The sequence below is a fragment of the Pseudomonas sp. MYb185 genome (assembly GCF_002979975.1).
Lineage (GTDB): Bacteria > Pseudomonadota > Gammaproteobacteria > Pseudomonadales > Pseudomonadaceae > Halopseudomonas.
Map to the genome: position 1 here is coordinate 409,140 of NZ_PCQD01000004.1, position 11,529 is coordinate 420,668.

An 11,529-nucleotide genomic window follows, 5' to 3' on the forward strand; every position below is an offset into this window, starting at 1 on the left:
TGCTGAATATGCGCATCATCTGCGCGTAGCGGCACAGTCATATTCCTATTTTGCGGTCTGGTCCACCGGTCATCGGGATGGAACGACATCGTCCGCAGAAAGTCATGAGGTTATGCAGTGAACTCCGAGTTGTTTCAATTTTCCACGGCAACAGTGCTGCTGTTGCTGTTCGCGTTTTATGGCGGCACCTACTTGCTGTCCAGAATGATCAGGCACGACAGCGACGATGCTGACGGTTTCATGGTCTCCAACCGCCGCATCGGCCTGGGCATGGGCGCGGCGAGCATGACCGCGACCTGGGTCTGGGCGGCATCGTTCTACGCCGCAGCCACCTCCGGCTACACCTATGGGGTTTCCGGCCCGCTGCACTACGGGTTCTGGGGGGCGTTGATGATCCTGTTCATCTACCCCTTCGGTCGTCGCTTCCGCGAGCTGGCGCCCAACGCGCACACCCTGGGTGAGCTGATCCATGCCCGGCATGGCGCCTCCAGCCAGCTGATTCTGGCTTTCTCCAACATTCTCGGCAGCGTCATCAGTCTGATGGTCAACCTGACCGCCGCCGGTGCGCTGGTCTCGGTGCTGTCGCCGTTGTCATTCCAGGCGGGGATCATCATTGCCGGCGTGGGCGTGCTCAGTTACACCCTGTACTCGGGCTTCCGTGCTTCGGTCTTCACCGATTTCGCCCAACTGGTGGCGATGATGGCGATTGCCGTGGTGATCATCCCGGCGGTGCTGTTCGCCATGGGCGGACCGGCAGTGATGGTCGACAACCTGTCGAACCTGACGGCGGAGCAGGCCAACATCTTTTCCCGTGAAGCCTTCCTGCATCAGGGTGCTCCCTATTTCGTCGCGGTGCTGGCCTATGCCATCGGCAACCAGACCATCTCCCAGCGCCTGTTCGCGGTGGACGAGTCGCACATCAAGCCGACCTTCATCACCGCCACCATCAGCTACGGCGCCATCGTCATCGGCCTGGGTATGATCGGCCTGATGGCGCTGACACTGGGAGTGGAGCCGCTGGATGGCAATATGAACAACCTGATCCCGCAGATGGTGTCGAGCTACCTGCCGCCCATCTTCATCGGTCTGTTCTTCATCCTGGTGATCGGTTCGCTGTCCTCGACCGCCGACTCCGACCTGTCGGCGCTGTCGGCGATCATGATGGCTGACGTGTATGGCAAGAACATCGCCAGGAACAAGGCCGATCCGCGCAAGATGCTGCTGATCGGCCGGATGACCATGATCACCGCGACGGTGATCGGCATCATCTTCGCCAGTTTTTCGCTGGATATCCTGGTCATGCTGGTGTTCGTCGGCGCGCTCTGGGGCGCTATCGTATTCCCGGTCATTGCCAGCTGTTTCTGGAACCGGGTAACCAATGCGGCCTTTACCTGGGCGGTGATCGTCGCCTTGCTGGTGTTCTGCGTGGTGCGCTTCGACCTGTTGCCCATGACCGGCATACTGGCGATCGGCGTGGAACTGCTGGCATCGGTGGGTGCCGGGGTGGTGGCCGGGCTGATGACCTTCGGCTTCTTCGGCAAGCGCATGGGCGTGATCGCGTTCTTCATCGGTACCCTTGTGATCGCCTGGCTGGGGATAGGCCATCTGCGCGACTTCACCGTCCTGCTGTCCTCGCTGACCGCCTATGGTGTGAGCACACTGGTATGTGTCGCAGTCAGCCTGGCGAGCGACGAACGCTTTGATTTCAACACCATCCAGCAGCGCGTCGGCGACTACAACAAGCCGGCGGATGATGAGCTGGACGCGACAGTAACCGTCCACTGAGGGCTCGGCTGAGCGCCTCCGCCGGAGGCTGCTCGCTCTTTTTCAATAACGGAGAATGATCATGCAAACATTTATCTACGGTTCTTACATTCTGGTCTGGCCCGCCATCACCCTGGGCATGCTGGGGATGATCAGCTACGCCGTGCTGCGCGATTACCGCGAAGCCAAGCGCAACAACACCGACCTGGTGTAACTCTCGTCAGATCGGGTCAGGGGAGCTGTCAGGCTCCCCGCCTGGTTGCTGCAGTGCGGCAACGGCGTCGGCCCTGATGCATTCTGCCAGACCGCAGGCCAGCTCCAGCCGGCGCAATATCCACGGCTTGAGGTCATAGACAAAGGGATCGGTGAAAGCCGCGTCCTCATTCCATACCACTGTAGCCAGTGGCTCGTCCGAGTATTCCGCTTGCCCAGCGCTCAAGGCGCTATCGATCCTGCGGGCGGCAATCTGCAAGGCTTCCTGAATATCCCCCTGATCCTGGTGTCGACGCATCAGCAGCATGGTCTTGACCGTGCTCAACTGGGCGAGCAATTGATAGCCATGGGTCTGCAGATTCTCCAGTGGCTCCAGCGCCGGGCGCACCGCTCGCGGCTCGGACAGCGAGCGGCGGGTCGCCTGGACCAGTGCCGAAAGGCTGTCATAGGCCTCCTTGCGTGCCAGCCGCCACTCCAGCTCCGGTTCGTCATCTACTGCTGTCAGTTGTCCCAGGTTCAGTGCTACCCGGGCATGCCGCGCCTGCGCCAGCAGCGTCCGGTTCACCAATGACGGAATCTGGCTGCGCTCCCAGGATGGCAGCACGTAGCTGAACGCCCAGGCGATGCCGACCCCGATCAGGGTGTCGGCGATGCGCTCCAGGGCATTGAACACCGGCGCATCGACGATGCTGATCAGATGCGCCTGTACCAGGCTCAGTACGGTTGCCGCCACCACGGTGATCAGGTAGCGCTTGATGGCGAAGGCATGCGACACCGCCTGGGCGATCGGTACAATCACCAGCAATGCCAGTGTCGGCGCCTGGGTGGCCAGGATTGCGCCGGCCAGCAGACAGCCGACAATGGTACCGGCCACCCGGCTGTTGCGCCGCTCCAGGGTCTGCGACAGGCTCCCGCGCAGGACCACCACAATGGTCACCAGAATCCAGTAGCCGTGTGTCGCCCAGGGCAGTGCCAGCGACAGCAGATAGCCGGTACCGATCGCCAGCGCCGCGCGTATGGCGTGGCGCAGCGGCGGGGCATCCCAACGCCACAGCACCTGCAGTGGGCGGGTCGACCAACTGGTTGGACTGACGAACAGTTGCCAGGCCCGGCGCACTGCCGCCAGATCCGGTTCGACCTTGCCGCGGGCCAGCCGGTTCAGGCGCAGGATCTCGTCATTGATATTGCCGACCCGGTTGGTCAGCCCGCGCAACAGGGTGACGACAGAAGGTGAATTGCCGGGCCACCCGGCGACGGCTGTCTGGGGAAGACTATTGAGTGCCGCCAACGCCGGCCGCAGGTCGGCCAGGCGGGCAGGGCGGGTGCCGTACAGCAGTGCATCGGCCTGCCGGTCCAGTTCAGCGGCCATCTGGTCGATCACCTGGTGCATCTCAGTGAGTACCGAGGCCGCCTCCGGCCGGGATTTGACCAGGTCCAGATCCAGCTCGCTGGTCAGCAGGTGATCACGGATTTCGAGGACATTGATCAGCATCGCCGCCAGCTGTTGGCGACGTGGCGTACGTGGCGACTCCAGCAGCAGATCCCGGGCCGCCTGCAACTGGTCGGCCAGGGCGGCCTGCTGCTGCATCAGCTCGCCCGCCAGCGGCGTGTCGGTGGTCGGGTCGAAGCGGTCGGCCTGGGTGCGCATCAGGCGGCTCAGCGATAGCATGGACTGGGCGAGCAGCTGCGCCCGGTAGCGACGGTTGAGCACTGCGTTGGAGGCGGTCGCGTAGACCAGATAGCTCAACGAGCCCATGCCGAAATACAAGCAGGTGGTCAGCAGGTTGCCGCTGTTGAGATGCTGCGGCACGGCCATGGAGAAAGTCATCGCGAACATGATCGAGATGACGATGGGCAGGCCGCGCTGACCCCAGGCGCCGGCGAGGAAGGCAAAGAAGGTGGCCGGCACCAGCAGCAGCCCGAGATACAGTGGCATATCATGCAGCGCCTGCACCCCGGCGAACAGCGGCAGACCCAGCAGCGCGGCGGGCAACAGACTGACGAATTTGCCGCGGCGGGGCATGGCATGGTCCGGCGGGACGCAGACAATGGCACCGACCGCAGCTACCGAGGCGGCGAACTGGCCCAGCAGCAGATAGACGCTAGCGGATATCAGCAGCAGTCCCAGACCGGCGGACATGCCGGTGGTGACGTAGGAACTCAGTAACACCCGCAGTGCATTGGCAAACCGCCCGCTCATATCTCCGCCCCATGTTGTCGACTCTTCCAGACTCAAGCATAGACGGGCCGGCAGGACGGCGAGACACAGACAGGCGGGAATGATTTCCTGCCGCGCGCCTGCGCTACCCACGCACCGGCTGCGATACCGCCCAGGCGGTCATGGCCGACCACTGTGGATGCTCGAGGCCGATCGACCACGCCAGTGCCATGGCCAGGCAGGAGGCCAGGGCGATGCCGACCAGCGAGGCCAGCTCTTTCTGGCTGACGCCATCGCCGGATTCATCCAGATGGATCAGCGGTGCAATCGACCCGCTACCACCAGGGTCCGGTCCGGAAGGTAGTGCCGACAATGACAAAGGCCACGCCGAGCAGGGTGATCAGCCGAATACGCAGGGCCATCGCCGGTAGCGTATCAGCCGACAGCCGGGGGATGACACGCAGCCGGGCATCCATGGCTACCGCCAGGGTCAGCGCCAGCAAGGTCAGTTTCAGCAGGATCAGGCGGGTGACGAAGTTCTCGCCGGCGAACCACGATCCCATGTCCGGGATCAGGCTGTAAGCCAGCCATAGTCCGGACAATACCTGGACCACCAGGGCGGCCATGCCCCATTTCTCGTAAGCTGACTCGAAGGCCAGCAGGTCGGCAACCGAGCGCTCACGCAGAATTTTTGGCAGCAGTGCCAGGGCCAGCACCAGATGTCCGCCGGTCCAGACGGTGGCGGACAGAATGTGCAGTACCAGAACGTACTTGTACATGGTGGTTTCCTGTCAATCGCTGGCGGCTTCGGCACTCTGGGCTGGCTTGCTGCTGGCCTGCTCACGACTGCGCGGCGAGAAGTCGTTCTCGGTAAACACCTCGCTGAGTATCGCCTGCTCGATGAAGTTGCGCTCGCCGACCTTGACCGGCAGCCGCACAGTCAGATGAATCTCGCCGGCGACCGGCACCTGAATGTTCACCCGCGGGTCCACCGAGGGCATCATCAGGCCGCGCTGGTTGCCGATCTTGCTCATGTAGCGCCGCACCAACTCCAGATACGGCTGGCAATGGCGCGTGGCCGAGGTCATCAACGCGGCTTGTGCAGCCTGCCAGTTGTCTTCGCGCTTGAACGGCACGGTGAACACGTGAAAGTCGTAATGGGTGGTGAAGCTTTCATTGACCACCGGCTCGGAGACGAACAGCGCGTTGGGGATGACGATGCGCCGCCCGGTGCGCTGGTGCAGGTGCTTGCCGGGCCCGACCTCCAGAATGGTGGTGGCCAGCAGGGTCTGATCGATGACGTCACCACGCAGCTCCTTGATCTGGATGCGGTCGCCGAGCACGAAGGAGCGCGAGCCGCTCTTGAGTATCGAGCCGGTGAAACAAAGGATCAGCTCCTTGGTGGCGACCACGAAGGCGACCGCGATGGCGACGATGGACAGCGCCAGGGTACGCAGCTCCTCGCCCCAGATCATCACCAGCCCGAGCAGCATCAACAGCAGGAAACCGTTGCGGGAGTTGACCAGCCATTTGCCGCGCAGCTCCGGTGATTGCACCGTGCGCTGGATAAAGCGCGTGGTCAGGGCACGCAAGATGAAAATAACCACAATCAGAATGACCGTACTGGCCAACAGGCTCAGCAGGGCATCGGAAATTACAAAGTTGTCCGGCAGCCAGTCCACATTCTCAAACATGTTTTACCCCTGTGATCAATCAGTTGGAATGATCTGCTGTCGCCGGGCTGGCGTCAATCAGCAGTAGGGCAGGCGACCCAGAAGGGCAGGGCAGCGCATGGTGTCGAGGGTAATGAATGACATTGCAACGCTATTAACTCGAAAGTGTGGTTTTGAATAAGAAAGTTTGGTTGTTTATTACATATGAATATTTTTTCTGAATGAATTTATAGCTAAAGGTCTTTCTCTTATCACCCGTGCGGGTGAACTTTGTGTTTTCCCATTGACCTTGATTAATACAAGCAAAATACTCCGGCGCTGTTGGTGAAGTTGTACTTGGCATCAGCAGTAAGCGTGATATGTGGTTGACAATAAAACTAACAATACTTCTGGAGTAACAATGATAAATAGAACCCTACCCAATTCGCTGCTTTCCATGTTGGCGGCGGGAGCCCTGTTGCTATCTACTTCGGTCATGGCGACCAACCCACCGGTGGATGAACCGACCGACCCGGGTGACTCCTATGCCCGTGGCCCGGACCCGACCGTGGCCTTCCTCGAAGCCTCCAGCGGTCCCTACAGCACGCGTACCAGCCGGGTTTCCGGCCTGGTCAGTGGTTTCGGGGGTGGCACCATCCACTATCCCACCGGCACTACCGGTACCATGGCGGCGATCGTGGTCATCCCGGGCTTTGTGTCGGCGGAGTCCTCCATCGACTGGTGGGGCCCCAAGCTGGCGTCACACGGCTTCGTGGTCATGACCATAGATACCAATACCGGCTTTGACCAGCCGCCGAGCCGAGCCCGGCAGATCAACAACGCGCTGGATTATCTGGTCGACCAGAATTCCCGCAGAACCAGCCCGGTCAACGGCATGATCGATACCGACCGGCTGGGCGTGATCGGCTGGTCCATGGGCGGTGGCGGCACGCTGCGCGTGGCCAGCCAGGGCCGGATCAAGGCAGCCATTCCGTTGGCCCCCTGGGATACCACCAATGCCCGCAGTGTCCAGGCACCGACGCTGATCTTCGCCTGCCAGGCGGATATCATCGCACCGGTAGGTGTGCATGCCTCTCCCTTCTATAACCAGTTGCCGAATGATATCGAGAAAGCCTATGTCGAGATCAGTGGCGGGTCGCACTATTGTGCCAACGGGGGTGGTTTGAACAACGATGTACTCAGCCGCCTTGGCGTATCCTGGATGAAACGCTTCCTGGATAACGACACTCGTTACAGCCAGTTCCTCTGTGGCCCGAATCACACTTCCGATCGCAGGGTTTCCGAATACCGTGGCAACTGTCCTTATTGATCAACAGCAGTGAAAGAAAGCCGGCCCCGACATGGGGCCGGCCTCGATAGTGTGGGCTGACTGTCAACGACAGAAGCCGAAGCCACTGCCATCGAAATGAAAGTGGTTTTCGTGCGGCTGATTGTAGTCGGGACCGAGCACGGTACCAAAATAACCGCAGGCAGCACCGTGGGCTTCCTTGAGAAATATTGATCTGGCGGGGTTTGTATTGTCATTCCAATGCCTGAGTACCGAGACCTGTTGTCCATTCTCGAAGCGAAAGCCGGCGATATCGAAGGCATTGGCTGTTGCGTGCTGGCTGCGCCGTGCACCTTCGCGATGGTAGATATTGCGGCAGGCAAAACTGCCTAGGTGATCAACCCGGACCAGATCGCTGCCCATGTGTTTCTGTGCAAGCGGTTGCAATTGCTGGCGCTCGAACATGACCCAGGCCACGGCCAGCGGGCAGGTGACGGTGAAGGTGGAGCTGAAGCCCACGCCAGTACGCCGTACGCGTACCACATTGCTCAGCGGGCAACCGGCCACCGGGGTGTAGTCATCCAGTGCCAGGTAATCAATGGCTCCGTCGGGAGCTGTCTCCAGCACGGCCAGGCATTGTTGCGGATTGTCCTTGAGTTGCGCCAGCTTCCATTTGCTGACCAGTGTCATCGGGTGGTCGATGGAAAGCGGCGTCCACGGGTGCCACTCGGGAGGGATATGCTCCCAGGGCTTGCTCAGCACCACCACGGCGATGATCGCCAGAAGCAGCAGCCATTTCATGACTCGGATAAAGGCGGTCTTCAACAGGCCTCCTTACTACGTCCGGGGAAAACGCATGCTGGACCTCCGACGCAGCCAGCCGATAGCCGTGCTGGCCGGCTGCGCCGAGGTGGCGAATCACTTTTTCAGCACTGCCATGAATATCCCGGCCACTGCAGCTGCCGCGCCGACGATCAGGAACCACATGGTGCTGTCGGTGAAACGTCCGGTGAAGGTTTCGACCACCTGATCGCCAACCGATTGCGATGATTGCCATCCGAAGTACAGCAGAATCAGACCGACCACCAACAGCACTATGCCTATCAGCTTGTTATTTCCCATGATGCCTCTCCTGGATCCTGGACTTACCCCAACTTCAGACTCGCTGCGGTGTAAAAAGTGCATAGGTATGATCATCGCACTCCGGGATCAGCTCGGTTCCTGATCGGGAATCTCCGCCTCGACCAGCTTCGCCAGCTGGTTCAGCGACTCCTGCCAGCCCAGATAACACGCCTCGGCCGGAATCGGGTCGGGCACGCCTTCCTGGGTGATGTTCAGCTCGGTGCCACAGGACACTTCCCTGAGCAATACCGTGACTTCGATGGTGCCGGGCAGGCCCGGATCATCGAAGCTGTCGCTGTAGCGTATCCGCTCGCCGGGTATCAACTCCTGATATTCACCGTGGAACGAATGTTTCTGCTGGCTGGTGAAGTTGGTGAATGACATGCGATAGGAGCCGCCAACCCGGGCGTCCATATGCTGCACCTCGCCAGTGAAGCCATGCGGTGGCAACCACTTGACCATGGCTGGTGGATCAAGGAAGGCACGATAGACCCGCTCGGCTGGGGCCTGCAGAACGCGATGAAGACGAATGGTGGAGGGCATGATGAAATCTCCTGTAGTTGTTGTGGTGTTATCGCTGCACGATCGGGCGCGGATTGCCGACCACCAGCACATCCGCCGGAACGTCCCTCATAATTCGGACCGGAGCAGGGAGTGAAAGTGCAGGGCAAAACACTTGCCGCGGGGATGGATCGTTCTTGTCCCAGGGAGCGCGCTGTGCCCTTTCCCAAGCTCTCAAGCCGGGCTGATTCTGTTATGGTTGCCACTCTGCTTGCCTGGTCCAATACGGGAATCTGCATGGCTTCTGTTGCACCAATCCACTTCGCCGGCACTGACACCCTCAGTCTGCGTCAGCTCGACGAGCTCAACGGGCTGCCCAAGGGAGCCAGTTTCCGCTGGTTCAAGGCCTGTGAGGCCGAACTGGTCGAGGGACGGGACTATTTTCATCTGCCGGCCGACGCCCATCAGGCGTTTATAGATGAGCTCCGGGTAGCCGGGCAGATCTATACCAGCACCCGCCATCTGTTGTTGCTGACCCGCAGCGGCTACGAGCAACTGCGGGCGCGCTCGGCGACCTGAGTTTTTCCGTCTTGCTATAAGGAATCCGCATGCTTGTCGAGCTGTTTGCAGTAATGGCGCCGGTGCTGATCGTCGCGGGTATCGGCTATGGCTGGGCGCGCTCCGGTCAGGCCTATCCCACTGAGTTCGTCACCCGGCTGGTGCTCAATATCAGTACCCCATGTCTGGTGCTATCGACACTCAGTCGTGCCGAGGTGGATCTGCAGGTGTTCGGCCAGATGGCCGCGGCCTGCGTGGTGATATGCGCAATCATGGCGTTGATTGGTTGGGGGCTGAGCCGCCTGATCGGCTACGATCCCAAGGTGCTGGTGCCCGCCTATATGTTTCCCAACACGGGCAACATGGGGCTGCCGATCAGTCTGTATGCCTTCGGTGAACCGGGGCTGGCGCTGGCGGTGGCCTTCTTCGTGGTGCTGTCGGTAGGGCATTTCTCGGTTGGCATGATCCTGTCCGGAGCGGCACAGTCCTGGCGGCGCCTGCTGCTCAACCCGGTCATCATCAGCCTGGGTGTGGCCTTGGCGGTACTTGTACTGGATCTGGAGTTGCCGCGCTGGATTGCCAATACCGTCGACCTGCTCGGTAGCATGAGCATTCCGATGATGTTGCTGACCCTCGGCGTTTCCCTGGCCAGCATCCGCCCCAAGCAGGTGGGGCGCGGCATGGCGCTGGGTGGTTTCCGTATTCTCTGCGGCGCCGCCATCGGCTGGGTCATTGCCCTGGCGCTGAATTTGCCGCCACTGGCCCAGGGCGTGCTGGTGCTGCAATCGGCGATGCCGGTAGCGGTATTCAACTACCTGTTCGCGGTCAAGGCCGGACGTTCACCGGAAACTGTCGCCAGCCTGGTCATCTGCTCGACTCTGCTGTCGTTTCTGCTGATCCCGCTGCTGTTGATCTGGTGGTTGCCAGCGGCGAGCTGACAGGCACCACCCAGGGACCTGTCAACCGCCATGCTGTATCTGGCATGAATACCTGCATCGATCAGGCATCACGCCCGTGCGCCTGTTCTGCCAGTTTCCCGGCATCCACTCGTACAAAGGTTGAATCGCCGATAGCGGTCAGCACATCTCCGGCGTATATCTCGCAAATGATGCGGCTCTTGCGTCCCAGTGGCCCATCCACCCGAGCCCGCAGGGTCAGCTCCACGCCCATCGGCGTCGGCTTGATGTACTTGATGCCCAGTTCCCCGGTAACGCAGTTGATCGCAGTCGGGTCGTTGCCGTCCTTCTGCTCGGCGCGCAGATGGTAGGCCATGGCGGTCCAGTTTGAATGGCAGTCCACCAGCATGGCGAGCAGGCCGCCATATACCAGGTCCGGCCAGCCACAGTACTTCGCTTCCGGCAGGTGTCGGGCAATGACGTGAACGTCGTCCTTGTCCCAATAACTCTTTATATGCAGCCCGTGCGGGTTGCTGCCACCACAGCCATAACAGACGCCATGGGGCGCGAGAAGATCTTGCAAAGCGGTCTCGGTCATGGAACACCTTGTTCTTGTTCAGTAAATCGGACGGATAGTGTGCTTCTTCGCGCAGCGAAAGGCCAACCGTTGCCGCTTGCTGAATTGCTGGATATCACCTGGAATTGTCGAGCGCTCGCACGACGAGTAGCTGTTTCTGCTAACCATCAACCCTGTCCATGGCTTCCCTGATTGGCTCTGCAGTCACCGGCCGCACCAGCCGCTCGACTTCTTCCCCATCACGCATAAAGATCAGCGTCGGCCACAGCTTGACCCGGAACGACCGACCCAGCAGGCGCCCCGGTCCGTCCTCTATCTTCAGATGGCGTAGTTGTGGATGTGCGGCAAAGGCCCGCTCCAGATGCGGCTGCGCGGCCTGGCAGTGGCCGCACCAATCGGTGCCGAACTCGATGATGGTCGCGCCCTGCAGCGCGCCGACTTCGTCCCGTGACGGTGCCTGATCCGTATAAATCGTCTGCATTGCCATATTGCCCCCTTGGATTATGTAGGTGATAAGCTGACTGGGCCTACAGTACTGGAACCCGTACCATACGCCTTTGACCCATTTTGATCATGCCGGTGCACAGGATTTTGCTCCGCTGTCTCACTCGGTCATGACGCGGCAGGTAAGGGTGCGCACCATTCATCTGATATAGCCGCAGGAAGCGCTTGATTCACGGATGGTGACTGGCAATCCGGGAGGGAAACGACTATTTTGGTTCGAGGCGTTGACAAGGGGCTAGGCTCCTGTAGAATGCGCCTCCCTGGCCCGGAACGGCGGTAAGGTTTCAGGTCGGAGA

14 protein-coding genes are annotated in these 11,529 nt (G+C 60.6%); 5 read left to right on the forward strand and 9 right to left on the reverse strand.

Annotated elements, in window-relative coordinates; translation table 11 throughout:
- The first annotated feature begins 117 nt into the window (after positions 1-117).
- Together CQ007_RS08855 and CQ007_RS19070 are read left to right on the forward strand one after the other, a co-directional pair.
- A complete protein-coding gene (locus tag CQ007_RS08855) occupies positions 118-1,785 on the forward strand; it encodes a sodium:solute symporter family protein (RefSeq protein WP_105645194.1) in 1,668 nt (555 codons plus the stop codon).
- 61 nt (positions 1,786-1,846) lie between these two features.
- Positions 1,847-1,978 (forward strand): putative transporter small subunit, encoded by a 132-nt coding sequence (locus tag CQ007_RS19070; RefSeq protein ID WP_218278850.1) that lies wholly within the window; start codon positions 1,847-1,849, stop codon positions 1,976-1,978.
- Between the two features lie 6 nt (positions 1,979-1,984).
- Here the strand turns inward: CQ007_RS19070 and CQ007_RS08860 are convergent, their stop codons facing one another.
- The 4 genes from CQ007_RS08860 to CQ007_RS08875 all read right to left on the reverse strand — a co-directional run bounded on the left by CQ007_RS08860 (position 1,985) and on the right by CQ007_RS08875 (position 5,829).
- Positions 1,985-4,177, reverse strand: coding sequence for an FUSC family membrane protein (locus tag CQ007_RS08860; protein ID WP_105645196.1), 2,193 nt, complete (start codon positions 4,175-4,177; stop codon positions 1,985-1,987).
- A 103-nt stretch (positions 4,178-4,280) separates the two neighbouring features.
- Positions 4,281-4,508, reverse strand: a complete 228-nt coding sequence (locus tag CQ007_RS19075; protein WP_105645197.1) for an FUSC family protein — start codon at positions 4,506-4,508, stop codon at positions 4,281-4,283.
- A complete protein-coding gene (locus tag CQ007_RS08870; protein WP_105645199.1) occupies positions 4,471-4,914 on the reverse strand; it encodes a CopD family protein in 444 nt (147 codons plus the stop codon). Before CQ007_RS08870 ends, CQ007_RS19075 begins: the two co-directional genes overlap by 38 nt.
- Before the next feature lie 12 nt (positions 4,915-4,926).
- On the reverse strand, positions 4,927-5,829 hold the full coding sequence (locus CQ007_RS08875) for a mechanosensitive ion channel domain-containing protein (RefSeq protein WP_105645201.1): 903 nt from the start codon (positions 5,827-5,829) through the stop codon (positions 4,927-4,929).
- 379 nt (positions 5,830-6,208) lie between these two features.
- Between CQ007_RS08875 and CQ007_RS08880 the strand changes: the two genes are divergently transcribed.
- On the forward strand, positions 6,209-7,117 hold the full coding sequence (locus tag CQ007_RS08880; protein ID WP_105645204.1) for a dienelactone hydrolase family protein: 909 nt from the start codon (positions 6,209-6,211) through the stop codon (positions 7,115-7,117).
- Positions 7,118-7,180: 63 nt separating this feature from the next.
- Here the strand turns inward: CQ007_RS08880 and CQ007_RS08885 are convergent, their stop codons facing one another.
- The 3 genes from CQ007_RS08885 to CQ007_RS08895 form a co-directional block, all read right to left on the reverse strand.
- Entirely contained in the window at positions 7,181-7,900 is a 720-nt protein-coding gene (locus tag CQ007_RS08885; RefSeq protein WP_256582244.1) for an extensin family protein, read from the reverse strand.
- 93 nt (positions 7,901-7,993) lie between these two features.
- Complete coding sequence (locus CQ007_RS08890; RefSeq protein ID WP_105645208.1) at positions 7,994-8,197, reverse strand: DUF3185 family protein; 204 nt, start codon at positions 8,195-8,197, stop codon at positions 7,994-7,996.
- A gap of 87 nt (positions 8,198-8,284) precedes the next feature.
- Entirely contained in the window at positions 8,285-8,740 is a 456-nt protein-coding gene (locus CQ007_RS08895) for an SRPBCC family protein (protein WP_218278851.1), read from the reverse strand.
- 255 nt (positions 8,741-8,995) lie between these two features.
- Between CQ007_RS08895 and CQ007_RS08900 the strand changes: the two genes are divergently transcribed.
- Both CQ007_RS08900 and CQ007_RS08905 read left to right on the forward strand, forming a co-directional pair.
- A complete protein-coding gene (locus tag CQ007_RS08900; RefSeq protein ID WP_105645211.1) occupies positions 8,996-9,277 on the forward strand; it encodes an ORF6N domain-containing protein in 282 nt (93 codons plus the stop codon).
- Between the two features lie 29 nt (positions 9,278-9,306).
- Positions 9,307-10,194: an AEC family transporter gene (locus tag CQ007_RS08905; protein ID WP_105645213.1), complete on the forward strand. Its 888-nt coding sequence runs from the start codon at positions 9,307-9,309 to the stop codon at positions 10,192-10,194.
- 61 nt (positions 10,195-10,255) lie between these two features.
- On the opposite strand, the gene CQ007_RS08910 is transcribed toward CQ007_RS08905, so the two are convergent.
- Complete coding sequence (locus tag CQ007_RS08910; RefSeq protein ID WP_105645215.1) at positions 10,256-10,750, reverse strand: PaaI family thioesterase; 495 nt, start codon at positions 10,748-10,750, stop codon at positions 10,256-10,258.
- Between the two features lie 139 nt (positions 10,751-10,889).
- Entirely contained in the window at positions 10,890-11,210 is a 321-nt protein-coding gene (locus CQ007_RS08915) for a thioredoxin family protein (RefSeq protein ID WP_218278852.1), read from the reverse strand.
- Positions 11,211-11,529 lie beyond the last annotated feature (319 nt).

What these genes read in the sequence shown, in the direction of transcription:
- CQ007_RS19070 (WP_218278850.1), top strand. Translation starts at nt 1,847, where the DNA reads ATGCAAACATTTATCTACGGTTCTTACATTCTGGTCTGGCCCGCCATC.
- CQ007_RS08860 (WP_105645196.1), bottom strand. Translation starts at nt 4,177, where the DNA reads ATGAGCGGGCGGTTTGCCAATGCACTGCGGGTGTTACTGAGTTCCTAC.
- CQ007_RS08870 (WP_105645199.1), bottom strand. Translation starts at nt 4,914, where the DNA reads ATGTACAAGTACGTTCTGGTACTGCACATTCTGTCCGCCACCGTCTGG.
- CQ007_RS08875 (WP_105645201.1), bottom strand. Translation starts at nt 5,829, where the DNA reads ATGTTTGAGAATGTGGACTGGCTGCCGGACAACTTTGTAATTTCCGAT.
- CQ007_RS08880 (WP_105645204.1), top strand. Translation starts at nt 6,209, where the DNA reads ATGATAAATAGAACCCTACCCAATTCGCTGCTTTCCATGTTGGCGGCG.
- CQ007_RS08890 (WP_105645208.1), bottom strand. Translation starts at nt 8,197, where the DNA reads ATGGGAAATAACAAGCTGATAGGCATAGTGCTGTTGGTGGTCGGTCTG.
- CQ007_RS08895 (WP_218278851.1), bottom strand. Translation starts at nt 8,740, where the DNA reads ATGCCCTCCACCATTCGTCTTCATCGCGTTCTGCAGGCCCCAGCCGAG.
- CQ007_RS08900 (WP_105645211.1), top strand. Translation starts at nt 8,996, where the DNA reads ATGGCTTCTGTTGCACCAATCCACTTCGCCGGCACTGACACCCTCAGT.
- CQ007_RS08905 (WP_105645213.1), top strand. Translation starts at nt 9,307, where the DNA reads ATGCTTGTCGAGCTGTTTGCAGTAATGGCGCCGGTGCTGATCGTCGCG.
- CQ007_RS08910 (WP_105645215.1), bottom strand. Translation starts at nt 10,750, where the DNA reads ATGACCGAGACCGCTTTGCAAGATCTTCTCGCGCCCCATGGCGTCTGT.
- CQ007_RS08915 (WP_218278852.1), bottom strand. Translation starts at nt 11,210, where the DNA reads ATGCAGACGATTTATACGGATCAGGCACCGTCACGGGACGAAGTCGGC.